At 42.5% G+C, this 24110-nt stretch carries 24 protein-coding genes and 1 pseudogene; 10 read left to right on the top strand and 15 right to left on the bottom strand.

Annotation, left to right across the window (positions count from 1 at the left end; translation table 11 throughout):
• Positions 1-32 precede the first annotated feature (32 nt).
• Together BO225_RS05725 and BO225_RS05730 are read right to left on the bottom strand one after the other, a co-directional pair.
• Complete coding sequence (locus tag BO225_RS05725) at positions 33-704, bottom strand: nuclease-related domain-containing protein (protein WP_076341300.1); 672 nt, start codon at positions 702-704, stop codon at positions 33-35.
• Entirely contained in the window at positions 701-1516 is an 816-nt protein-coding gene (locus BO225_RS05730) for a putative ABC transporter permease (protein ID WP_158023794.1), read from the bottom strand. The genes BO225_RS05725 and BO225_RS05730 overlap by 4 nt, the downstream gene beginning before the upstream one ends.
• A gap of 127 nt (positions 1517-1643) precedes the next feature.
• On the opposite strand from BO225_RS05730, the gene BO225_RS05735 reads away from it, so the two are divergent.
• Both BO225_RS05735 and BO225_RS05740 read left to right on the top strand, forming a co-directional pair.
• On the top strand, positions 1644-2879 hold the full coding sequence (locus BO225_RS05735; RefSeq protein ID WP_076341301.1) for an MFS transporter: 1236 nt from the start codon (positions 1644-1646) through the stop codon (positions 2877-2879).
• 100 nt (positions 2880-2979) lie between these two features.
• A complete protein-coding gene (locus tag BO225_RS05740) occupies positions 2980-3927 on the top strand; it encodes a DnaJ C-terminal domain-containing protein (RefSeq protein ID WP_076341302.1) in 948 nt (315 codons plus the stop codon).
• Positions 3928-4145: 218 nt separating this feature from the next.
• On the opposite strand, the pseudogene larA reads toward BO225_RS05740, so the two are convergent.
• Positions 4146-5445, bottom strand: a pseudogene (gene larA, locus BO225_RS05745) (nickel-dependent lactate racemase).
• A gap of 182 nt (positions 5446-5627) precedes the next feature.
• Here larA and BO225_RS05750 point away from each other — a divergent pair.
• Positions 5628-6011 (top strand): hypothetical protein, encoded by a 384-nt coding sequence (locus tag BO225_RS05750; RefSeq protein ID WP_076341303.1) that lies wholly within the window; start codon positions 5628-5630, stop codon positions 6009-6011.
• Positions 6012-6126: 115 nt separating this feature from the next.
• On the opposite strand, the gene BO225_RS05755 is transcribed toward BO225_RS05750, so the two are convergent.
• Together BO225_RS05755 and BO225_RS05760 are read right to left on the bottom strand one after the other, a co-directional pair.
• Positions 6127-6984 (bottom strand): DegV family protein, encoded by an 858-nt coding sequence (locus BO225_RS05755; RefSeq protein ID WP_076341304.1) that lies wholly within the window; start codon positions 6982-6984, stop codon positions 6127-6129.
• A gap of 18 nt (positions 6985-7002) precedes the next feature.
• Positions 7003-7863, bottom strand: a complete 861-nt coding sequence (locus tag BO225_RS05760; RefSeq protein ID WP_076341305.1) for a DegV family protein — start codon at positions 7861-7863, stop codon at positions 7003-7005.
• Positions 7864-8009: 146 nt separating this feature from the next.
• Between BO225_RS05760 and BO225_RS05765 the strand changes: the two genes are divergently transcribed.
• A complete protein-coding gene (locus tag BO225_RS05765) occupies positions 8010-8714 on the top strand; it encodes an ABC transporter ATP-binding protein (protein ID WP_076341306.1) in 705 nt (234 codons plus the stop codon).
• Entirely contained in the window at positions 8714-12067 is a 3354-nt protein-coding gene (locus BO225_RS05770) for an ABC transporter permease (RefSeq protein ID WP_076341307.1), read from the top strand. The genes BO225_RS05765 and BO225_RS05770 overlap by 1 nt, the downstream gene beginning before the upstream one ends.
• Before the next feature lie 330 nt (positions 12068-12397).
• Here the strand turns inward: BO225_RS05770 and BO225_RS12835 are convergent, their stop codons facing one another.
• On the bottom strand, positions 12398-12832 hold the full coding sequence (locus BO225_RS12835) for a helix-turn-helix domain-containing protein (protein ID WP_076341308.1): 435 nt from the start codon (positions 12830-12832) through the stop codon (positions 12398-12400).
• 262 nt (positions 12833-13094) lie between these two features.
• Between BO225_RS12835 and BO225_RS12110 the strand changes: the two genes are divergently transcribed.
• Entirely contained in the window at positions 13095-13514 is a 420-nt protein-coding gene (locus BO225_RS12110) for a hypothetical protein (RefSeq protein WP_143356776.1), read from the top strand.
• A gap of 81 nt (positions 13515-13595) precedes the next feature.
• Positions 13596-14003, top strand: a complete 408-nt coding sequence (locus BO225_RS05780) for a hypothetical protein (protein ID WP_076341338.1) — start codon at positions 13596-13598, stop codon at positions 14001-14003.
• Positions 14004-14034: 31 nt separating this feature from the next.
• Here BO225_RS05780 and BO225_RS05785 read toward each other — a convergent pair whose 3' ends face one another.
• Together BO225_RS05785 and BO225_RS05790 are read right to left on the bottom strand one after the other, a co-directional pair.
• Complete coding sequence (locus BO225_RS05785) at positions 14035-15657, bottom strand: ATP-binding cassette domain-containing protein (RefSeq protein ID WP_076341309.1); 1623 nt, start codon at positions 15655-15657, stop codon at positions 14035-14037.
• Between the two features lie 89 nt (positions 15658-15746).
• Positions 15747-17042 (bottom strand): helix-turn-helix domain-containing protein, encoded by a 1296-nt coding sequence (locus BO225_RS05790; RefSeq protein WP_076341310.1) that lies wholly within the window; start codon positions 17040-17042, stop codon positions 15747-15749.
• A 188-nt stretch (positions 17043-17230) separates the two neighbouring features.
• On the opposite strand from BO225_RS05790, the gene BO225_RS05795 reads away from it, so the two are divergent.
• The 3 genes from BO225_RS05795 (at position 17231) to BO225_RS05805 (ending at position 18271) form a co-directional block, all read left to right on the top strand.
• The gene (locus BO225_RS05795; protein ID WP_158023795.1) at positions 17231-17557 is read left to right on the top strand and encodes a hypothetical protein; all 327 of its coding nucleotides are present in this window, start codon (positions 17231-17233) and stop codon (positions 17555-17557) included.
• A gap of 148 nt (positions 17558-17705) precedes the next feature.
• Entirely contained in the window at positions 17706-17984 is a 279-nt protein-coding gene (locus tag BO225_RS05800; protein WP_076341312.1) for a type II toxin-antitoxin system RelB/DinJ family antitoxin, read from the top strand.
• On the top strand, positions 17981-18271 hold the full coding sequence (locus BO225_RS05805) for a type II toxin-antitoxin system YafQ family toxin (RefSeq protein WP_076341313.1): 291 nt from the start codon (positions 17981-17983) through the stop codon (positions 18269-18271). Before BO225_RS05800 ends, BO225_RS05805 begins: the two co-directional genes overlap by 4 nt.
• 272 nt (positions 18272-18543) lie before the next feature.
• Here BO225_RS05805 and BO225_RS05810 read toward each other — a convergent pair whose 3' ends face one another.
• The 7 genes from BO225_RS05810 to BO225_RS05840 all read right to left on the bottom strand — a co-directional run bounded on the left by BO225_RS05810 (position 18544) and on the right by BO225_RS05840 (position 24062).
• Positions 18544-18897 (bottom strand): hypothetical protein, encoded by a 354-nt coding sequence (locus BO225_RS05810; protein ID WP_076341314.1) that lies wholly within the window; start codon positions 18895-18897, stop codon positions 18544-18546.
• Between the two features lie 75 nt (positions 18898-18972).
• Positions 18973-19452, bottom strand: a complete 480-nt coding sequence (locus BO225_RS05815) for a DUF3284 domain-containing protein (RefSeq protein WP_076341315.1) — start codon at positions 19450-19452, stop codon at positions 18973-18975.
• Positions 19453-19500: 48 nt separating this feature from the next.
• The gene (locus tag BO225_RS05820; RefSeq protein WP_076341316.1) at positions 19501-20148 is read right to left on the bottom strand and encodes a GntR family transcriptional regulator; all 648 of its coding nucleotides are present in this window, start codon (positions 20146-20148) and stop codon (positions 19501-19503) included.
• A gap of 27 nt (positions 20149-20175) precedes the next feature.
• A complete protein-coding gene (locus tag BO225_RS05825; RefSeq protein WP_076341317.1) occupies positions 20176-21261 on the bottom strand; it encodes a DUF871 domain-containing protein in 1086 nt (361 codons plus the stop codon).
• On the bottom strand, positions 21258-21458 hold the full coding sequence (locus BO225_RS05830) for a hypothetical protein (protein WP_076341318.1): 201 nt from the start codon (positions 21456-21458) through the stop codon (positions 21258-21260). Before BO225_RS05830 ends, BO225_RS05825 begins: the two co-directional genes overlap by 4 nt.
• A gap of 57 nt (positions 21459-21515) precedes the next feature.
• A complete protein-coding gene (locus tag BO225_RS05835; RefSeq protein ID WP_076341319.1) occupies positions 21516-22907 on the bottom strand; it encodes a PTS sugar transporter subunit IIC in 1392 nt (463 codons plus the stop codon).
• 252 nt (positions 22908-23159) lie between these two features.
• A complete protein-coding gene (locus BO225_RS05840) occupies positions 23160-24062 on the bottom strand; it encodes an ROK family protein (protein ID WP_076341320.1) in 903 nt (300 codons plus the stop codon).
• Positions 24063-24110 lie beyond the last annotated feature (48 nt).

Raw genomic sequence — 24110 nt, forward strand, 5'->3', positions numbered from 1 at the left:
CTTAGACACCATACCACACTGCTTTTTAAAAATCAACGCAAAACACGTTTGATTTTACGAATTTCACTTTTTTTGATAATAGGCACTCGCTCTTGTTGGATCTTTTCAAGCAGCAGATCGTCATTCATCAATACATCGTTTGTATCGACTCTTAAGCGTTTCACATTGGAAAAGAAGACACAGCCTTGAATTGGTACATGGATATGGAATGAATTGAGGGTCTTTGATAAAAGGTTGATTTCTTGGGAAAGCTGCTTGAGCGGGTTTTTGAAATATTTGATCGACTTTCCGCGCTCTTGCCTCCATGTCGTCTGGTTTTTCTTTCCATAGATCGCGCCATGATGGTTTTTGACTTCGACTACATACAAGCCGTACACGCTGATCACGAGTAAGTCGATTTCGGAGCGGGCTCCTTCGACTTCAAGGGGGATCGTGCTATAAACCGTATACTCTTTGGGCAGCTTTCGTAAAAGTGTAGCAGTCTTCTCCTCTCCTTCCAGCCCGCTCTTCAAGATCTTTGTCTTTCTTTGGCAAAAAAGAGCCAATACAAGGAAGAGGATCGCCCAGCCAACGCCATACCACACTTGATAATCAAACGATGCATAGATCGATAAAGCGGCAAACAGAAGCATCATCCAGAAAAGAAGCCGATATTTGCGGTATCGCATCCGGTTTGGGTTGAACGCGACTTTTTTGATCTTCATCGCTCTTCTTTCTGTTCCCGGATCCTTTCAGCAAGTCTTTTGGAAATGTTGAAAGCGCCGATCGGTGTATGTTGTGGGAACGCTTTAGAGAGCCGCTTTGTTTTTAGAAGGTCGATCTTGCGCATCGTCTCCTCGATCTGCGTGTTCCACATGTCGATTTCAGGACGATCATGCAGCCAGGAATCCATCTGGTTTTGGAGTTCTTCGATGCGGTATTGAGTTTTGGAAATCTTGAGTGCGGTGTCGGCTTCAAATTGGGCGAAGATCTTTTCCATTTGTGTATGGAGTCTTTGGAGCGTGTTTCTTCGCTTCATCAAATGAACGAGCGTCGTGATCAGATCGATCGAGAAGGCGACCGTAAAAACGATCAAAAATAGGCGCATTTGATCGTCTGGGATCGAATCGGCCAGCTTTTCGACATACGGTTGGATGATAAAGACGACGACAAGGGCCATCAAGCCAAATAGAGTTGAATTCAGCAAACAAATTCGTCCATTTAGATTGTATTTATAATGGGAATAGTCCCACCATTTTTCATGAAAGAGCGTTTCCATAAGCCAGCTTGTAAAATATTCAAGGGCGCTGGTCAGGATCATCCCGCCAAGAAAAACGAGGATCGGATGATTGCCTAGAGCTAATAGCGGATATAGGACGATCAGAGCGCCAAAGCCATAAATCGGGCAATAGGGGCCATATAAAAAGCCGCGGTTGACAAACTTCTTTTGTCCGATCCCGACATAGACATCTTCGCAAAGCCATCCTGCGATACTATAAAAAATGAAATAAAAATAGGCGTGCATCCAGTTGATCATATGAGTTCCTCGCTTCGTTTCTATCGTATCATGATTTTTCTTAATTCGACAAAAACGTGCACAAATGACCAGATTCATTTTTGTTTTTGAAGGATTATGGTATGATGGACTCGAAAAGAGGTATGTTATGAAACAAAAATTAACTCCATTGGAATATAAATGGATTTGTTATGACATTGGCAATTCCGCCTTTATTTTACTCGTTTCAACGATCTTGCCAATTTATTTCAATTCCTTGTCTAGCGCGGCTGGCCTTGCTGAAAACGATTATTTGAGCTATTGGTCGTATGCGACAAGTATTTCGACGATCATTGTAGCTCTTCTAGGTCCTATTTTAGGAACGATCGCGGATTATAAAGGGAAAAAGAAGCGTATTTTCGCGACGAGCGCTTTTTTGGGCGCCCTTTCGCTGGCTTGTTTTTGGATTCCTTCGTATTGGTTGTCTTTTCTTGTTTTATATATAGTCGCTAAGATCTGCTACTCTTTGTCTCTTGTCTTCTATGATTCGATGCTTGTCGATGTCACGAAAGAAGAAAACATGGACGCTATCTCGACGCAAGGATATGCGTGGGGATATATTGGTAGCTGCATTCCTTTTATCATTTCTCTTGTTTTTGTGTTGATGAACGAAGCGATCGGCATTTCGATGCATACGGCTATGATGATCACGTTTATCTTGAACGCGCTTTGGTGGGTGCTCTTTACCCTTCCTTTATTTCGATCGTATCGGCAGAAGCATTATATTGAGCCTGAGAAGCATGTGATCCATGATACGTTCGCGCGTTTGAAAAAGACGCTGACTTCGATCAAAAAACAAAAAAAGATCTTTTTGTTCTTGCTTTCATTCTTCTTTTATATTGATGGTGTCTACACGATCATCGATCTTGCGACCGCGTATGGCACAAGTCTAGGTCTAGATACGACGGGTTTATTGTTGGCTTTATTGTTCACGCAGATCGTCGCTTTCCCGGCCAGCTTGACGTTTGCCAAGCTTTCTAAACAATACGATACGGCTAAACTGATCCGGATCTGTATTTTCGCGTATTTTTTGATCACTGTTTTTGCTGTCCAGCTCGATGCTCTTTGGGAGTTCTGGGTTTTGGCTGGTGCGGTCGGATGTTTTCAAGGCGGGATCCAAGCTCTTTCTCGTTCGTATTTTGCGAAGATCATTCCTGAGAACGTAAGCGGAGAGTATTTTGGATTATTCGATATTTGTGGGAAGGGCGCAAGTTTTCTTGGGCTTCTCGTAGTCGGGATCGTGACCCAGTTCACTGGTCAGCAAAATTTAGGGGTCGCCGCCTTGATCTTCATGTTCTTGATCGGCTATTTCTTATTTTCTAAGGCGAGCAAGATCGAAGAATGATTTCATTTTTTTCAAGCGCGAAGCGCATGCCTTTCGAAAGAACGTGATAAAATCATTTTGAGAATGAGTGTCTGTTCCCGTTTTGAAAGGAGAATCTACAATGGCGCAAGGTTTATATGAAATTTTAGGTGTTCCGCAAAGCGCGGATGTCAAAGAGATCAAAACCGCTTATAAAAAATTAGCGAAAAAATATCATCCGGATTTGAACCCTGGCGTGGATACGTCGGAAAAGATGAAAGAGATCAACAAAGCGTATGAGATCTTGACGGATGAAAAAAAGCGTCGTCTTTATGACGAGTACGGCGAAAAAGCGATCGAAGCCGATTTTAACGAAGATATTTTGAATTCTTACAAGTATTCATGGTCCAATCAAGGAGGTCAAGGTCCATTTGGTCCGGGCAATGGCTGGCCATTTGGTTTCGATGATGATTTCCTCAACAATATGTTTGGTGGAGCGGGTCAAGGAAGAGGCGCTTCGTTCCATGACTATTACCAGCCGCAGCCAAGCAAAGGCGAAGATTATAACGCCGAGATCAGCATTGACTTTATGAAGGCTGTCAAAGGCGGTCCTGAAACGGTTTCTTTCATTATCAGCGATGGTTCTGGCCAGCATCCTGTCACTTATGAAGTGCAGATCCCGCAAGGCATCAAGGAAGGTCAAAAGATCCGTTTGGCTGGAAAAGGCGGTCCAGGCTATAATGGTGGTCCGAATGGCGATCTGTTCTTGAAGGTCAACATTCGTCCAGATGCGACGTTCAAGCGCGAAGGAAACGATATTTATGTCGATGTGACGATCGATTTTGTCGAAGCGATCTTAGGTGGACAAGCCACTGTCCCTACGTTGGATGGAAATGTGACTTTGAAGATCCCGGCAGGAACGCAGCCCGATCAAAAGTTCAGGCTCCGTGGCAAAGGTATTCAAACGAAAAATGGCACGGGCGATGAATTCGCGCGGATCAAAGTTCGGATTCCAAAAGAGTTGAGCGATGAGCAAAAAGAACTCATTGAAAAATTCAAGGAAACTCAATCAAAACAAGATCAAGAATAGAATGAGCTGTTCGCTTTGACAGTGTCATTCTGTTACTTTTTTTCCAACAAGAAGTCTCTCTTATGAACAATAGAGGAGCTTCTTTTTATGTGACATTTAGGATCCAAAGATTATCTTCGAATTTGTCATCATACGAATAAAAAGAAAGTGCCGCGATCTCCCGACTTAGGAAATTGCGGCACTTTTTAACTGACTTCTCTGGTTAGATTCTATTACAGCTATTGATCTGCGGTATTTTGGTTTTCTTTGACGACGATCGAGACACCATTTGGGATACATGTCAAAGTGGCGTCTTTGCCTTTCATGGCATAGGCTTTTTCAAGCGCTGCTTCTAAAGTCGGCATATAGATCATCTTCAAGCCTTCGATCATTTCTTTCTGGCTTGGGTCGGCTACGAATAAGATGGGATGTTTGCGTGCGATTCTAGCTAAGATCTGCGAGCACCGTTGATCGGGTCTTGTTTGTGTTTGCTCTGTTGCTAAGAATTTTTGATACGCCGTTTCGATATCTGGCTCATCGGCGATGATATGATAAAAGAAATCGCCACCTGTTCCATCTTTGCACGATGCAAGCATGATGATCACGCCATCTTCCTTCACGGTTGCTTCCGCCGCGCTCATTCCTTTTGGCGACTGGTATGCATTTTGATCAAGCGGATAACCTCCATTGGTCGTGATCACTATATCGGCTTTTTTCGGCTCTACACATACGTAAGGGTCTAGAAAGGCGCATCCTGCTTCGTGGGCTTTTTCAAAGTCTCCTGCGAATGCCGCGACTGTCTTTTTTTCTTCGTCGATCACGACATTTACGATATAAGCAAGTTTTGCGAGTCGAGCTGCTTCGAGCATGTCTTTATGAATCGGATTATTTTTAAGGATGCCGGTGCGGGCGTTAGGATCGTCTATAAATTTTGAGCAATGATTGCCCATTACTGTAACTGCATCGGCGATTCCCGGAAGCACGCTTTTGCGTCCTCCTGAATATCCCGCAAAAAAATGGGGTTCGATAAAGCCTTCCGCGATCAATAAGTCGGTATGGATCGCCTCTTTATCGATTATACACGCAGGGCCTGAAGGAAGAGTGCCGACTTGTTCGTTTCGAGAAGGATCATGGGCGTCATGAACGATGATCTTATCTTTGAACTGGGCGTATAATGTTTTTCCTAGTTTTGCTTGCAATTCTTCTGTGGAGGTTGGGCGGTGAAAGCCTGTCGCTACGAGCAGACGGATGTCGATCTTGGGATTGCCTTCTAAAAGTTCATTGATCATTTCCGGCAAAATATCTTGACTTGGCACTGGGCGTGTATGATCGCTAATAATGATCACACAGTCTTTTTTTTCCTCGTGCAAGTTCTTTAAGACGGGGTGAGCCGATCGGATGTTCCATGGCTTCTTTAACGAGTTGTCTTCCATCGCGCTTGCTTTTGAGCTGATCGACTTTGGAGATTAAAACTGGCGTGTCATCAGACACCAGGATGTCTTGAGTCGTGGTGTCATAAAAAAAACGAACTTTCTTCATATGTATTCACCTACAATTGGTACTACCATTCCTTTGTCTTTATTTTATGTAACCGCTTTCATCAATACAACTGTCACGCACAAAAAGAATTTTATCGATTTTACCTCGAATTCGTTATGAATATAATTAACTTTTTGGGCTCATTTTTTTGTTTTTTGTCGTATTGAATAGAAGAAGCGAGATTGATCTATGAGCTGATCGAAGTGCCGGAGGCATTGAAAGAATTCACATTCAAAGGGAAGCTGGATCATTTTGCGATGGTAGCTCATTTGTTGTCCGCCTTGTCGTCAATGAACGTTCCTAAAGAGAAATGGGAGGAACTGGAAGAAGGAGGTCAGAACGATATGGAGCATGTTTTCAACTATTTTTCGGAAGAGAAGACGAAGAAGATCTTGGATCAAGGAATAAGCCAAGGTCGAGCAGAAGGTAAAGCAGAAACCAAACAAACGCATCTTGAAATCCTGCAGTGGCTTCAAGTCCATGATCGTCTTGATCTGAGCATTCAAGCTTTAAAACGTTCTGATATCGAACATTTCAAAAAGCGTGTGCTTGATCATTGGATCTAACAAGAAATCGATTCGAGTCATCTTTTTTAAATGAATGAAATAAAAACAAAAAGCAGAGAGTTCACTCTATTGGGATGAATCTCTGCTTTGAAATGTAATCTGGTTTTTTTCTTTTTTATATCGCTACATACGGCTTGAAGGCTTGGACCGCCAATGTGCCTAGTCCAGTATGAGAGCTGACCGCGCTGACTAAATCGATATACTCGATCTTAGCGCCTTCGATCGCTTTTTGGATTCGTTCGCCAAATTTTTGAGCGGCCTCCCTCGCATCGACATGCGCCACGATGATCGTATAGTCTTTGTTCACGCCATTTTTCTTAAGTCTCTCGATCACATAATCTTGCGCCTTGCTCATAGTCCGGACTTTGCCAAGCACATCGATCCGGCCGTCTGTTTCTAAATCAAGATGCAAGATCGGCTTGATCTTTAAAAGTCCGCCTAAGGCTGCCGCCATTGGTGTCAAACGTCCACCTTGTTTTAGATGGTTGAGATCGTCGACGAGCAAGATCGTATCGCAGCTTGCCGCGATGCGCTCCATTTCCTTAATGATCGTTTCCAAGCTTCTTCCTTGATCCCACATCCTTTTAGCGACCTCGATCATATGGCCTTGTACGACCGCGGTCGTATAGCAATCGATCCCAATAAAATCGAGCTCGTGCGTATTGGCGGCCATCTCCATCGCGTTCATCGTAGAAGAGATCCCTTTGCAGATCGGAACGGCGAAGATCGTGTCGTATCCTTCTTCCTTGAGCGTTTCGAATAAATCTTCGATCTGACCAAGTTTTGGCAATGAAGTTTTGATCGGCTTGTTTTCATGCAAGTCTTTGATCACATCCTTATATGTGATCTCTTCGCCTTCTTCATAGCTTTTGCCATCAACCTCGAGCTGAAGCGGCAATGAATATATGCCCTTCTCTTTCCAATACTCGACAGTATGGCCTGTACCTGAATCTGTCACAAATGCGATTTTCATAATCTAATCATCCCTTTTCTATTCTTGTACTTTCTTGATATATTGAATTCCAACTGCGCCCATCCCCGTATGAGAAGCGATCACCGCAAACATCGGATGATGGCGGATGTCAATATTGGCACCGAATTTTTCTTTCAATTCAGCTTCGGCAAGCTTTGCGCCTTCTTCGTTTCTCGAATTGACCGTAAAAAACACGTAATCTTCACCAATCGGCACATCTTCAGCGATCTTTTCGACCGCTTTTTTGATCGCTTTGTTTTGAGTGCGCACTTTCTCATAAACACCCACTTTTCCTTCCGTGTTTTTCGAGACTTCCAAGATCGGCTTGATCTTCAAAAGTCCGCCTAGCTTGGCTGCCATCGGAGTCAAACGGCCACCCTTGGCCAAATGATCTAGATCGTTAGGAATCAAATACCCTGACGAGTTCTCGATCGCTTCTTTCAAAAGCGCCACGATCTCTTTCGGATCTTTACCATGCTCTAAAAGCTCTTGCGCTTTCAAAGCGCAATAGTTCTCGACTGCAAGCGTCGTGAATAGATCAAGCGTATGAACGTTGATATCATGTCGTTTCGCGGCAGCCTGTACGGTGGTGTTCGTGCTCGACAATCCATTCGAAAGCGTGATCAAAACGATATCGCTGATTCCCTCTTCGTTATACGATTCCAAAAGGTCTTCGATCTCGCCTAATGGAGGCAAAGAAGTTTGAGGCATATTTCCTTCTTCCAACGTATCGTAAAGGGTATCGATGTTGAGATCGACACCATCTAAATAAACTTTATCATCGACAATGACTTGGAGCGGCAAAAAATCCAGACCCAACTCATTCGCTTTATGTTTAGATAATCCTGTTCCACTATCGGTTATTACTTTAGCTCTCATAAAATACTCCTTATTCAAGAAAAATGTACCACGTTTTTAGACGATAAACAAACAAGAGAACAGAATCCTTTGCCACATTCATCCATATCATACTATAGAACTTTCATAAAGAGGTTTATAATATGAATTAAACAGAGGTGTCTTACATGAAAAAATTGATCGAATTTAAAAATGTATCAAAAACATATACGATGGGCGAAGTACAGATCCACGCCCTTGAAGATGTCTCCTTCTCGATCAATGAAGGAGAATTCGTGATCATCGCCGGCGCGAGCGGCGCAGGAAAAAGCACGATCCTTAATTTGCTTGGTGGAATGGATACCGTCAGCAGCGGAGAAATCGTTGTCGATGGAAACATCATCTCCCAATATAACGATAAGCAAATGACATTGTATCGCCGTTATGATGTCGGATTCGTGTTCCAATTTTATAATCTCGTTCAAAATTTGACAGTCAAAGAAAATGTCGAGCTCGCCACCCAAATATCGAAAGATCCTTTAGATATCGAAAAGACGATCGCCTCCGTAGGCCTGCAAGATCGAATGTATAACTTCCCTGCCCAACTTTCAGGAGGAGAGCAGCAAAGAGTCGCGATCGCTCGCGCTCTCGCGAAAAACCCGAAGCTTTTGCTGTGCGACGAGCCAACAGGCGCCCTCGATTATGTGACAGGAAAACAAGTGTTGAAAGTTTTGCAAGAAACATGCCGCAAAGAGCATAAGACAGTCATCGTGATCACGCACAATCTCGCCCTTACGCAAATGGGCGATAAGATCATTCGAGTCCGTTCCGGCCGGATCGAAAGCATAGAAATCAACGAGCATCCAATGGATGTAGATCGGATCGAATACTGATGCCAAAGATTTTATGGAAAGACTTGTTCGTGGAGATCCGGCATTCTCTAGGCCGTTTCTTTTCGATCGTCTGTATTGTTGCCTTAGGGGTCGCCTTTTTTGCCGGGATCAAGGCGAGCGCGCCCGATATGAAATACAGCGCCGACCAATATTTTGATAAATACGATACCCAAGATATCCAAGTCTTCTCGACCTTGGGATTAAGAAAAAGCGATATCGAAGCGATCAAGAAGATCGACGGCGTAGAGCAAGTCCAGCCACTCTATTCGTTTGACGCCCTGACGCGTATTGGAGCGAGCGAGCAAGTGTTCAAAGTATTTTCTTTACCGAAAAAAAGCGAATTGAACAAAGTCCGCCTCGTAGAAGGAAGGATGCCGACCAAAGAAGACGAATGCTTGATCGAGGCGCCCAACGTGATGAATGAACTATTCGATGGCTATAAGATCGGAGATACGATCCATTTGTATTCTGGCGATTCGACACCGATCAGCGATACGCTAAAATACGACAGCTACAAGATCGTAGGGACTTGTTATTCGACACGTTATCTTTCGTATGAAAAAGGAGTCTCCTCGATCGGTTCAGGAAGCGTCAATTCCTTTGTCTTTATTCCAGAAGAAGATTTTAAACCTGATTATTATACCGAAATCGATGTCAGCGTCAAAGGCGCGAAAAAGATCAACACGTATTCCCAACAATATTTTGATCAAGTCGTTCCTGTCGTCAAAAAAATCGAAGCGATCGCCGGCAAACAAATCGACGCGCAGATCGCCAAAGAACAAAAAAATCTCGATGACGCCAAAAAAGAGGCGAATCAAAAGATCGCCGATGGACAAAAGCAACTCGACGAAGCCAAAACACAATACGAAGAAGGCATGCAAAAACTGGCGCAAAGCGAAAATGAACTCGCTAGCGCCAAAGCCAAGCTCGATTCTGGCTGGAATGAATACAATCAAAATATAGCCCAGCTCAATACAGGACTCCCTCAGCTTAACGCAGGGATCGCCCAGATCGAAGAACAGGAAGCCAAGCTTCCCGGACTCCAAAACCAGCTCAACGATCTAAAAGCCCAACAAGAAAGTCTTATTTCGCAAAAAAAAGATCTAGAAGCAAAAATTTTACAAATTGATCAAGCGCTCGCCACCAAACAATCGCTGCTCGATCAACAAGCCGCTCTTTTACAACAACAAGCCGCTTTGAAAACCCTCTATGAACAGCAAGGAATCAGCGAAGAAGACTACAATGAGCAAAACACTTCTCTTCAAGCAAGTTTGGATCAGATCGAAGGCGCTCTCAGCCAATTTCCAGATTCTCTTGCCTCTCAAAAACAACAAGCACAGGAGGGTTTAAGCGCCCTAGAAGCGGGATCAAGCCAATGCGAAGCAGGGATCGCTCAACTCCAAGATGGGATCGCCAAGATCCAGCAAACCGTGAACACCAAACAATCCTTGCTTGCCCAAAAAGAAGCGATCTTAGCTGCCTATCCTCAGCTCGAGCAAGCCTATTCGACTCTTGTCGCCTCTCAAAATCAATACGAAAGTGGACTCGCCCAACTGCAAAGCGGCAAAGAAGAACTAGCCTCGGCCAAGCAAGAGATCGAAGAAAATCAAGCCAAATTGGATCAAGAAAAAAAAACCGCGGAACAAAAAATTGCGGATGGACAAAAGAAGATCGATGATCTCAAGGGCGAATGGGTCGTTTTAGATCGAGATTCGTTTTATTCTTACCGGGACTATGAAGCGTGCGCCGATCGTATGGATGGGATCGCTTCTGTCTTTCCTGTTTTCTTCTTTCTTGTTGCAGCTCTAGTTTGTATGACGACGATGACACGAATGGTAGACGAACAGCGCACGGAAATCGGAACCTTGAAAGCGTTAGGCTACTCAAAAGGTCAGATCGCGATGAAATATTTGATGTATGCTTTATTGGCAAGTCTTTTGGGCTCGATCATTGGCTGCGCGATCGGAATGTTCGTTTTCCCTTATATTATTTTTTACGCCTGGAATACGATGTATTTGATCGAGACGATCCAATTCGAGTTCCAGCCTTGGCTTATGATTGGCTCTAGCCTCGCGGTGACACTCGTCGTCTTGTTGGCCACATTTTTATCGATCTATAAAGAGTTGATGGAGGTGCCTAGCCAGCTTATGCGGCCAAAAGCAGCGAAAGCCGGCAAAAAGATCTTGCTTGAGAAAGTGTCGTTCATTTGGGATCGATTGAGCTTTTTGCATAAAGTGACGATCCGCAACATCTTCCGCTATAAAAAGCGCTTCTTTATGACCGTGATCGGGATCGCCGGGTGTTCGGCTCTGCTAGTCGCTGGTTTTGGGATCAACGATTCGATCTCAGATATCGTCAATCAACAATATGGAAACATTTATCATATTGACGCGAGCGCCACTGCGGAAAACGACAAAAAAGATGTTTCCGAGCTCTTGAAGAAAGACCCAAATATCAAAGCAAGCTTTGAAGAAAAGACATTGAATGTCAATGTGGATGTGGCTGGAAAAGAAATGAGCGCGACGATCCACAGCATTCCGCTTGCCGAGCAGAATTCATTTTCTTCCTTTACGACGTTGAAATCGATCGATTCGAAAGAAGAGCTTTCGATCCCTAAAGAAGGAGTCCTGATCTCGCAAAAGCTCGCGGAGAAAAAAGATCTCGAAGTGAGCGATCCGATCGAATTTGAAACGCTCGATGGTCAATCGATCAAAACGAAGGTGGCGGGGATCTTCGAAAACTATGTAGGACACCAAATCTATGTCAGCCAAGCCACCTTTGATTCGTGGAAATTGAAGGAAAAAGCGGATATCACTTACTTGCTGCAGCTCAAAGACACCTCCGATCATGCGCAAGAGTTGTTGGGCAATCGTTTATTGGAGAGTGGCGATTTCAAAAGCGTGCAGTTCTACTCTTCGCTTGAGAAAAACTTCTTGGATATGATCGGTTCGATCCAGATGGTGGTCATCGTTCTCGTGCTTTCCGCAGCCGCCTTGGCGTTTGTCGTTCTTTATAATTTGAGCAATGTCAATATTAGTGAGCGGATGCGAGAGATTGCGACGATCAAGGTTCTTGGTTTTACGGAAAAAGAAGTCAACGCCTATGTGAATCGGGAATCTTTGATCCTAGCGATCATCGGTTCCTTGTGTGGTCTAGAAATCGGGATCTTCCTGCATCATTTGATCATGAATCTTGCGGAGATGGATGATGTGATGTTTGGTAGAACGATCCTTTGGCAATCATTCCTGTTCAGCTTCCTGTTGACGATCCTCTTTGCTTGGCTTGTCAACTTCGTGATGAAGTTCAAGCTTCGTAAAGTAAAGATGGTCGAATCGCTCAAAGCGATCGAATAAAAAATGAATACTCCATCCAGTGTTTTAGTCTCAACAAGACTCTCTTAGGATCAAAGAGGGTCTTCTTTTTTTTTGATGAAGTGTTTTTGATATATATTCATGATTTTATGATCCAAAGGAATTGCTCAATCCGCTCTCGAGCGTATCGTAAGCTTTGGCGATCAAGCTTATCAGCGGAAACAGACTGGAAATCTCTGAAAAGAAGATTGGATCCAAGAAGATGGAAATAAGGCTTTTTTAACTAAAAAATTTTCTTTAAAAAAAATAAGCTCTAAGCCATTTCTAGCCTGGAGCTGTTCCTGGCAACGGAGGTATGAAAACTAAAACAAACTAGTTTTCAACGGTCCGGAAAGCTTCAGCAGAGAGATGAACGATCTTATAATGAAAATACGCAAAAGAATGCTTATTATTTTCCTGATCGAGATAAATTTTCATTTCATCCAGCTTTTTAAAATAGGAAAGATGGATAAAATCTTGTACGCAGCGATCGATCCATTGTTCCGCTTCCTCTAATTGCGCAATTTTTCGATTGAATTTATAATCTGGATCATACTTCTCAAAATATTCGATCGCCTGATCAAACAGATCTACATCCATATTCACCTGTCCAGACTCCATTCTTGACAGTGAAGAATTGCTAACATGAAGAATTTTCGCCAGATCTTTCTGTGGGACTTCATAATATTTCCTCAATTCTTGAATGTAAGCGACACAAAAGCGATCTTTTCTATATTCTTCCTGATTTGTCTTTCTATAAATGGTCATATTTTATTTTAGAATTTCGCAAAAAAACGATTCCCTTTCTTTTTAATACATTTTATCATGAATATAACAAAGAAAGAAGGATACAGGTTTTATGAAAAGGAACTATATTAAATTCATTATGATGGTATGCGTCGGAGATGTTCTTCTCTTGCCTGCGTATTGCCCTGAACACCATAAGGTTGATGATTGCTGGAAAACAAGCTTACCTTATGGCGATAATAAAGGGCAGAAATGAAAACGTCTAAGAGAAAGAGGAAAAATAATGACAATTAAATTAAAAAAAGCATTTTTATTGATTGCATCCGCATGTTTTATGATTTTATTATTAACTACTACAGCATTTGCTTCATCTAGAAAATTAATCACTAAAACTGTTAATGGAACTTTAAATATTTATAGTGCATATACTTATAATTATCATTTTAACTCTAGCACTGTACTAACTTATACTGGAAATTCGATTTCTCAGATTTCTAATTTAAGTTTTTCGAACATAGGATATACAGCTTCTCAGCCAAGTTTAAGTGCAAATTTTATTCCAAGCCAAAAAAGTAAAGCAAATTATGGCTCTTATGCTACATATGTTGTTACATTAACAAGAAATATATATGGTTATTACAGTGATAAAATCGATTATACTTTAACCTATAGACCAAGCGATAGCGGTACTCCATACTCTTAAACGATGAAGATTCCTTTATCGTAACCGTAGAAGTAAGTGAGCCATATAATATCGAATATCTAAATTAAATACTTTATGATCATGAAATATAAATTATCAGAAAAAATACTGTTTGACAGCGTGATTTTCGATCCAGTGAATAAAACTTTCGAGATCTTAGATGGTTCGATTGGCGTTTATCGTTATGAAGACATTAAACGATTTGCCATCTTAAATGAAAATGCCAGGTATCGAGGAAAGCAGGCTCCATTTACTGCATTGCTTCCAGGATCAGGCCTTCCTGCCGGCATTTTTTCCTACCCCTATATGTATGTTGGCATCAAAGTGGTCCTCAAAGACGAAACAATTCTCGGGATCTATGTTTCGAAAGAAAAGACAATGCTTAATACAGATCAATACTTACACGATCGAAAAATCGCTAATGAGATCGGACAAATATTTCAATCAATACTGAACGATCAGGCAACTTTGAAAGATCCCTCCTGCTAAAGAGGTGGGATCTTTCTTTCTCAAGGGATCTTTACACGTGTTGCGAAATGTATTCTTCTAATGAAATCGGACGGACCGTTCTGTTTTCTACCAGCAGGATTGTATCGTACATGGCTGCCGTGATCGCATCGGTCTTATGTGATATCGTAATGATCGTTTTCTCTTTTTCTTCTAGCATCGATCGTTCCAGACGCTTACGTGTCGCTTCATCGACGGCAGAAAACGCTTCGTCTAGTACGAGCCAGTTCTTGTCCGAAGCAAGTGCTCTTGCCAGCATGATACGCTGCATCTGTCCTCCGCTTAATGCTGTCCTATCGTTTTCAAACACTTCTTCTTTTCTGGAAATGAGATCATGCAGTCCGACATGATCGAGCACATCCTCTACATTAATATGGCGACCAAGGACAATATTTTCCTTAAGGGATACCGGAAACAGTGCAAACGACTGGGATACGTAGGCAATGTGAGAAAAATATGAGGAATATGTGATTGAGGAAAGCGGAATGCCGTCGGCCACAACATTGGCGCATGGAATCTGCTTAAGCATGAGCTTCAATAACGTTGATTTCCCCTGTCCGCTCTCTCCGACAATCAGATATTTGCATCCTCGCCGAAATGTCAGATCAATATCTTTCAAGACCAAATGGTCTGGCGAATACGCGAAATCAAGGTGTTCGAAAGAAATTGTATCCAATTGAGAAATGCTTGTTGTTTCATGTTGGATATGAGCATTGATTTCTTTCATCATTTGTTCCATGTCTTCGATCAGGAACCGGCTTGATTCGATACGGTTCCTGAATGTGGCAAACTGAAAGAGCGGATTGACCACCATATTGGTGACCTGCATGATGGCAAGTACAAGCGGTATGGTCAGCATTTGAAAATGAACAAAGAGCGCGCCGATCCCGATCGTTCCTAAAAACATATACTGGCCGAATCCATTATTAATCGCATCGCTGGCCATGAGAAGGCTATCTGCTTTATTGTATGTTTCATGAAGATTTTCGCTTCCTGATCGCAGCAAATCAAAGTACGTCTTTTCATAATGTTCATTTTTGATAAACATGAAGTTATCGTAAAAATTCTTGATCGTCTGGATCCATTTTTCTTTTTGAACAAGTAGTGCTTTTTCCCGTTTTTGCAAAGGAACAAAGAAAAAGCGATTTCCAAGCAGACCCATTCCGGCAAGAATATACAAAAAGATCAAGATAGGCCAGCACAGAGCTGCGATATAAATGCTTCCGGCAGCAAAAGAAACAATAAGCGCTGTCATCTGAATCTGGGAATGGATATACTTCTCGACGATTTCATTAATCTTATTTGTCAGATCGTTGATCAGCGTACTAGAATCCTTGCGAAAAAAAGAGGCCGGATCTTCCTGAAGAATAGTGCGAACGCAACGCTGCTGCAAATCGTAACGTATCTTGTTTTCGAGCCGCTTGACCGCAAGCTGCTTTCCGGAATCTATCAGCGTATAAACGAGCAGGAAAACGATTGTCAGCACGATCAAGCCAACAAGTTTTTTCGTTTCCATGTTCAGGCCGAGCAGCTCTCCCATTAAATACGCTTTTCCAAGCTCAAGGATCGAAAAAACAAGGATCAGGCTGAATACGAGAGCGAAAAGTTTTCGATTGTTTTTGTATAGTGTTTTCATCTCTTTGTTCCTTTCCGAGTTCTGTTGTGCTTTCACTGTATCGGAAATTCAAAATAGATGCGACAATCGAAATTTTCAATATTTTTCCGTCAATCCCATGCTCTTTTTGTTTTTTGCTTTCTCTGCTGAAGAATCATTTGTTCTTTTATAAGCAAAAGAGCGTTTTCGGTTTTACCGAAACATTCTTCCAATTCGATCCGGATCGAAAGAAAAAAATCCACCCAGTCCATTTCTTTGTTCAGCATGGCTTCCGAATACAAAACATGGAAGCTTTCCCGAGCTATTTCGTAATCATTACAGCTCCATGCTTTGATGCCTTGGACAAACCAGCGCAAAGACGACCACTGTTTTGTCGGCGCTTTTTTGCACCATTCCTTCAAGGCAGAAAGATTCCCAATCCGAAAATAGGCAAGCAAAAGATGATAGTACATGGAAAGATCGATATGATTTCCATTTTGTTCAATGGCGCGTTTTGCGTAAACGATCGTATTGAGCGGATCTTGCGCAAGGCTGGCCGCGCAGGCAAGCTCTTCAAGACAAGCAGATCTCAGAAAATCACAACCTATACGTCCGGCTTCTTTTTGTATGCGCAAAAACTGATTTCGCGCTTGTTCGTATCCGCCGTTTCTTGCCTGCAGGATCGTTTCAAGAAAAGCGATCTGCAAAAACTGTGTAGCCGATGCTTCCTTGAAAACAAGTTCTTTTGCACGATCGATCAACTGTCGGGCAATGCCATCATATCCCGTGATCATATACAGGTCGATCAGGCGAGAGCATGCGATATAGGATGTTTCATCATAGCGTATCGCTTTTTCCAAATGATAACAGGCGATCTCAAAGTGCCGGCTTTCATAGTTTGCCACCCCGATCAGTTCCTCGTACAAGCTTTGATGGATATCGGAAAACAGATCCTGCAGTGTTTCGATCCGTTCGATCTCATGGAAGATCTTCTTTCGTTTTTCTTTATCCCACATCATTTTTTGAACTGGTGTTTCGTAAACAAGACGATAGAGCTTGAGCAGTTCGAATACCGCAAAGAAATAAGAAGCATGAAGTTCATTGCGTGTTAAAAAAGCATCCAGTCTTTCTAGCATCGCCGCAGGATCATGCACATGCAAATGTCGTAGTTCCATAAGTTCTTCTTTCCATTGATCCCAGTCGAACTGGTTGAGAAATTTTTCATATCCGAACAGCTGTGCGATCTGATTTCTTTGTTCGTGATCAGGAAGCAGTTCCCCGTTTTCTATGCGACGAACGGTCGAATACGACATATGCAGATGAGATCCGACATTTTCCATGCTCCATCCTTCTTCTTTTCTATGAACCTGCAGAAAACGTCCGAAAATTCGATCTGTTGATTTTCGATCAAATTGTTCTTTTTTCATAGTGCTATTATATGGAAACGAATTTTGTTTTTTCAATATAATTTTTATTTTCACACAAAAAAGCGCAATGATCCTCTCATTGCGCTTGTAAAGATGAATTAGATTTCTTTCTATTTCCCGCAAATCGCACAGCCAATCGCTCCCGGTCTCGTATGTGTGTCGATGCGTATTTTTCGCTTACTGCGTTGATGAATGATCAGAATGTGCCGCTGGCCTCCTTTATGGATAAAGCGTTTTTAGAAAATACCGAAGAAGCCGAGGCATGGAATACGTATCTGAATTCATTGGCTCTCTTATGTTCCAACTTGCGCATGGCTTTTGATACGGAAATTTTAATCGGCGGACCGTTAAGCGAATATATCGATCATGATCTGGAAAAGCTGAAAGAGAAAACAAAGCCGTATGATCGTTTCGATCAAAAAGCCGATTATCTTAAAACCGCGAAAATAAAACATGTAGCATCTGCGATTGGTGCTGCAGAACAGCTTTTTCTTAAAAAAATTCAACATTTATGATTAAAGCAAAAATCAGCGAAAAAAAATAACGCTGATTTTTGGTTGTAATCTACTTCTATTTTGGATTATTTGAATTTTTTCGTGCAAAACAATGATTTTTTCGTGCAAATCATATATAGTGTGATTGAAAGATAAGGAGATTGATCATATGCCTGCAAATACTACAAATATCAGTATCCGTATGGATACAAAGCTGAAAGTACAAGCTGAGGCTTTGTTTGCTGAGCTTGGTATGAATTTATCTACTGCATTCAACATTTTTGTTCGTCAATCGCTTCGCGAAGGAGGAATTCCGTTTGAAATAAAACTCGAACAACCTAATAAGGAAACGATTGCTGCGTTAATGGAAGCAGAAAGGATCGCAAACGACCCCTCCATCAAAGGATATAATGATCTCGATGAACTGTTTGCCGAACTGAAAAAATGAGAAAAACCAAACTTACTATTAAATACACGACCGCATTCAAGAAAGATTTCAAACGTGCCATCAAACGTGGTCAGAAAATCGAACTGCTAGAAAAGGTCGTAGACTTCCTTGCAAACGGCGAAACATTGCCCGAAAAATATCGAGATCATGATTTATCTGGTGACTGGATACATTATCGAGAATGTCATATCCAACCAGACTGGTTATTAATCTATCGTATCGAAAATGAACTTCTCGTACTGACTCTCACCCGTACCGGATCTCATAGCGATCTATTTTATAAATAAATATATTAAAACGAGGATCGACCGATCCTCGCTTTCCTTATTATTCGAAAAGAAATCTGTTTTCACAGATCTCCATGCATCGATTGAAGAAAGACTTTGACAAAATTCAATCCGTTTGTTTCGCTTTCGACTCATAAACTTCATCTTCCTCAATTCGGTATGGTAAAATGAATGAGCACAAAAAAAAGAAAGGAACTTAATTTCAATTCCTTTCCAAGATCCTGCTCAAGCGAACCCTTTTTTGTACGTATCCTAAAAGATCGGTTCACTTTTTAATCGAGAATGATCGTCATGCTCATCGCGCCGATCCAGATCAAAAACGCCGGTAGAATATTCGGGAGCACGCTCGGATTGGCGGCGCAAGCCAAAAATAAGAGAGTCATAGCGATCACAATGCCCCATCCCATCCGCTTATTAGGTTGTATGTCATAGACCCTAGACCAAAAGATCAAGCAGACTCCAAAAAAACCATAAACAAGTGGCGCCGATCCGCCTTGGAAGGGCAAAGAAAGTCCATGACTCATCAATGTGGATTCATTTTGGAGCAAACAGAATAATAGCGAGCTTCCGAATGGCGAAAGGACCAAAAATGTCTGGTGCAGCATACGGCTGAAAGTTCTGCTCATCGTTTCACCTTCTTTACTCTATATTGTACTCAAATTTTGGGAAATCTTTGGGTTGATGCTTAAAAAAGAAGCCGTTTAGTTTTCGGCTTCTTCTTGGTTTTCTGAATCGGATTCACGGTTTTCGATGATGGAACGTTCCATGGCGCGAAGACGTTTTTTAATATCTTTTTTCGCTTTATGATTGTAGACCAAGCCGACAAGCCATCCATTCATGGCTGCCATTTTTCCTTGCCCTTCAAAATCTTCCATATACGACAAGCCGATATTTCCGTTATCGAGCTCTTCGACTTCATAGCGCATCCTGTTTTTTCCGGCGCCAGAATCGAATTCCGCTTCATAGATCGTAGGATACGTGAATCGCGTGATCGTGACACGTACGCTCGCGTCTTTCCCCATCTTCGATTTTAATTTTTTCTTATACGTATAATTATCATGTAACGCGGAAACATTGACGGATTTTCCGGTCGCCTGCTTGATATCATAAATAACAGAAGGCACGATCACATCAAAGAGTTCTTTGGCGCTCACTTCCATTTCGAGATTGACTTCTATCATTCTAGTTCCTCCCTTTATTCGAATGTGTTAATCATAACATAGTTGACTTCAATTGGAAATCTCGATCGTTTCGACTTCGGGATTATAAAACGTTTTTGTCAAAAAGATCGGTTCTCCTTTTTTTGTGCGGTAGAGCGATTCGACCATGATGATCGGACGATCCAGAGCGATTTCCATTAAATTGGCGAATTGTACTGGAACTAGGATGGGGTAAAACGTTTGATGGATATGAAATTCATCTTTAGATTCGATCGCTTCAAACACATGGTCGATATCTTGGTAATCGTCCATATAGCGTCGTTTGGATACATAGATCTCATCGATATAAGCCACGCGCTCATCTTTATTGTGTTTGGACACGATCCGCAGAAGATCTTCATAAACCGGAATTTCTAAAATAGGCGCGATATCTTTAAAAACTCTTCGCGTCATATACAACAAGTGCCTTGAATAGTGACTTGGGCGGAGCGAGTTCTTTTTGATCAATCCTTTTTCCGAAACAAAGGTGCCGCGCGTGGTATCCCGATATAAGACACCTTCATCGACAAGTTCATTGATCGCTTTTCGAAGCGTCATTCTCGATACGTTGAATTTTTGAGAAAGTGCGCGTTCGGATGGAATAGCGGTATTGCTTTCTTGTTGGGAAATTAAATCCAGAAGTTCCGTTTTCACTTGCTGGTAGACTGGTTTAGCCATCTTGTTCCACCCTTTCTTTTTTACTTACTATTTCATGAATCCAAATGTTTTCCACGGATCCAAGTATTCGAGCAAGATCATTTCTTGTTCTGGTAAGTGGCCGACAACATTCTTTTTACCATCATTTGGCATATCTTTCAAGATAACGTGAAGCTCTCCTTTATATCTGTCATAATTGTCATTTACGATGACGATATCTCCTCGTTTAAGATCGCGCGTGTTTCGAGGAGGGATCGAAGCATCTTTGAATGTGATGCGTGGCATCGTAGAACGCGCCGCGTATTCGTTCATATCCCCACGCACAAAATGCAGATGCTCATAAAGGATCTTTTCTTCCGCTGGCGCAAGTTCGCCTTCTAGATCGACCTTGAATGTCAGCTTGCCCGGCTCGATCTTGGCCAGTTCGGTCATTTCTTCTTCCGAAGCGAAACAGTTGGCGATCAATACGTCGTCGACTAGGCCTGTCGCGAATAAGTGACGGGCTTGCAGATCGATCGGCAGGTCGCGGTGCATTTCCAAAGTGCACAAACCTTCATAGACGTTCCATGGACCAAAGGTGTTTGGCTGCTGGCTAGAGACAAAAGCGGCGATCGGCAAGTTGTGCTTGCGGATCTGTTTGGATGTTTTTTCAAATGTCTTGTAGCTTAATCCCGAATAGCGTTGTGGATAAAAGTTATGACATGTGAGGACATAGTCGGTATTTGGTTTATAGCTCATGATGTTGTCGATGGCTTTATTGTCGACAGAAGCGTTGAATTCGATCTTTAAGTGATTTGGATTATAGGTCATGAGCGCTTCTTTGTGGCCATCGAATCCTTCGTCGAGCCGGATACCATCGGCATCGATTTCTGAAAAGAACGAAAGATCGTCATAACTGATGCCTAGACGTTCGAAGACATAAGGAGCGACATCCATGATGACTTCCATTCCGTTTTGGTGGGCGAAGTCGATGAGCTCTTTGAATTCTTCTTTGATCTCTTCTTTTGGTTTATCGACCGACAACAAGCAAGTAAAGATGCGTTTGAATCCATACTTGGCTGCTTGTTCGATGTATTTTTTGTTTTCTTCCAAACTGGCGTGTTCGGGATAAATCGAAATTCCTAATCTTCTCATTTTTTATTTCTCCTTGTTTTTGTGGTGTTTTGATTCTTTTTTTTACTGTTTTTATTTCGGAACAAAATGATTCCGATCAAGATGATGCAGAGTCCTTCGATCACAATGATGATTGGTTTGTCATACATTGGCGAAGATACGATAAAGAGCAGTCCGATCGATATGATGAACAGCTCCCATGAGCCCCATTTGTTCATACTTATCCTTTCTAAAAAAAGAAAGGGAATTCCCTTCCTTTACTGATGCATGTCTTATTACTCAACTTCCTGCATGCGGTTGGCTAGAAGGACAAACGGTGTCCAAATTCCAAAGGAGATCGCCAAGTTCAATAAAGCGACTAGAGCGGCCATGAAGCTTCCGCCTGTTGCTAAGAAGGCATAGATACCAACTGGCATTACCCAAGGCACTTGTACATAAACTGGAGGGATCATTCCGCTGGCAGTGAACAAGTAAGCGACCAATGTACATACTGGAGGTACGATCAACCAAGGAATCAAGTAGATTGGATTCAATACGATTGGCAGACCGAAGATGATTGGTTCGTTGATGTTGAAGACACCCATTGGAGCGGCCAATTTACCAACTTCACGTATATCTTTCCGTTTCGAGAAGATCAAGATGGCGATCAATAGACCAAGAGTCACACCAGAACCACCCATTTGAGCGTAAGCGTCCAACGAACCACGAGTCCAGATATATGGCATTCCGCCAGTTGTACGATGTTCTTCAAAGTAAGCTAAGTTTTCAAGAAGCGCTGGCGTGTAGACACCTTCGATAAATGGCGCCATGACGTTGGATCCATGCAGACCAAAGAACCACAGCAATTGAACCAAGAACGATACTAAGATCGCGCTGAACATATTTTGTGAAAGTCCCATCAAAGGCGCTTGGACGAATTTTTGGATCAACTCGTTTGGATACATGCCGGCAAATGCCACGCAGCATTGAGTCACGATACCAAACACATAAATCGCGATACATCCTGGAATGATAGCCGCAAACGCGTTACCAACTGCTGGAGGCACGTTTTCAGGCATTTTGATCGTGATATTGGCGAGCATGAGTTTTACATAGATCATGCTGGATAGAAGACCTACGATCAAAGCGGTGAACAATCCACCAGCTCCCGTATAGGCGCTTCCCATATATCCCCATCCAGATACGGCGATATTGACAGCGTCTCCATTCGCTACCGCGTCAACGCCTAAAGCTTGAAGAGCGGAAAGATCGGACGCGCTCACGTTTGCGAGCGTGAAATCAAAAGCGGCGCTTTGGTTCATGCAAGTCACAACAGCCGAGAAAGCGATAACGCCTCCGGCAATCGGGTTCACATTATATGTTTTAGCGATTTGATACCCTAGCGCGAAAGAGAAAGCAAGAGACAAGATCACGATCGATCCAAAGTAAACGTTTCCGTTCACATTGATCAGTGGTGTCATCGCTTGTACAAAAGAGTTCCCGTCTCCAAACCAGGAGTTTGGAAGGTCACGGAAGAATACGTTCAATAAGACGGCGATACTACCCACCATCGTAATTGGCATGATCGAGATGAACGCATCACGGATCGCCACTAAGTGTTTTTGGTTACCGATGCGAGCGGCGACTGGCATGAAGTGTTCTTCCATCCAATTCAAAAAACCATTCATAGTAAGATAATTCCTTTCTGCCAAGTTCGTTCTTGGTCTATACCACTGTTATACTGTGTAAACGCTTTCTTGTCAACACCTTTTCCATATTTGTGCCATTTTTTCGTTGTATATTTTATTTTTTGGAAAAGCGTAGGATAATTGTGGTTTTTTAATGGTATCTTCATTGAAACACGTTTTTTACGGAAGGCAACTCATTTGATTTTTAGACCAATTTGGCTTAAAAAAAGACCAATTTTGGTCTTGGTCTTTTTAGTGGCTCACGCTTTGTTGGGCGAGCATGGCGGCTCCAACAATGCCTGGTTCTTCGAGCTGTGCTTCTTCTATGCGGATATCGCGCATCGCATCGAAGATCTTGGCGTGGAACTTTTGATCCAACGCTTCTAGGAAGACGTCTTTTCCTTTCATGACACCTCCTCCTAGGATGATGATGCTTGGATCGATCACAAGGGCGATGGTCGACAATAAGGTCGAGAGATGGTCTGTCATTTGCTCAACGATTTCTTGGGCTTCTTTTTGGTTTTGCTTGGCTAGATCGAATACGTTTCCGGCATGCTCGATTTGTTGGCCAAGCTTTTCTTTTCCAATTCTTATGATGGCTGTCCCGCTTCCCAAGGCTTCGGCGGCTCCTGCATTCATGATGCCGATCGCTTCATAATGCGGGTCGACGATCACATTGCCAACTTCTCCGGCAAAGCCGTGGAATCCGCTCAATAATTTTTGGTCAATGACGGCGGCTCCTCCAATTCCAGTCGAGATAGAGATGTAGTAGACGATCGCGTGTTCTTTTCCTGCGCCAGAGATCGCTTCTCCATAGGCGGCCGCTTTCACGTCGTTGGCTAGGATGACGGGTTTGCCTAGATCTTGTTCGAGTTGTTTTTTTAATGGATAATCGATAAGTTTTGGTAAGTTGTTGGCGGCGGTAATGATGCCTTTTTCTTGATCGATCAAGCCTGGGACGACGATTCCGATCGCGTTGGCTTGTTCATAATTGTCTAGTTGCTTGATCAAGCTTTCGATCTTGTCGACGATCGCTTGCGCTCCTTTTTCTGGATTTGAGGATCCTTTTACTATGGAGAGAATCGTTCCGTTTTCGTCGACGAGCGCGCAGCGGACGTTGGTTCCGCCTAAATCGACACTAATATTCGTTTGCATAGTTTCTTCCTCGCTTTTTCTTCATTGTATCATTAAAAAGCAAAAATA

Origin of the sequence: Dubosiella newyorkensis (assembly GCF_001945605.1) — a bacterium.
GTDB classification, from domain to species: domain Bacteria; phylum Bacillota_I; class Bacilli_A; order Erysipelotrichales; family Erysipelotrichaceae; genus Dubosiella; species Dubosiella newyorkensis.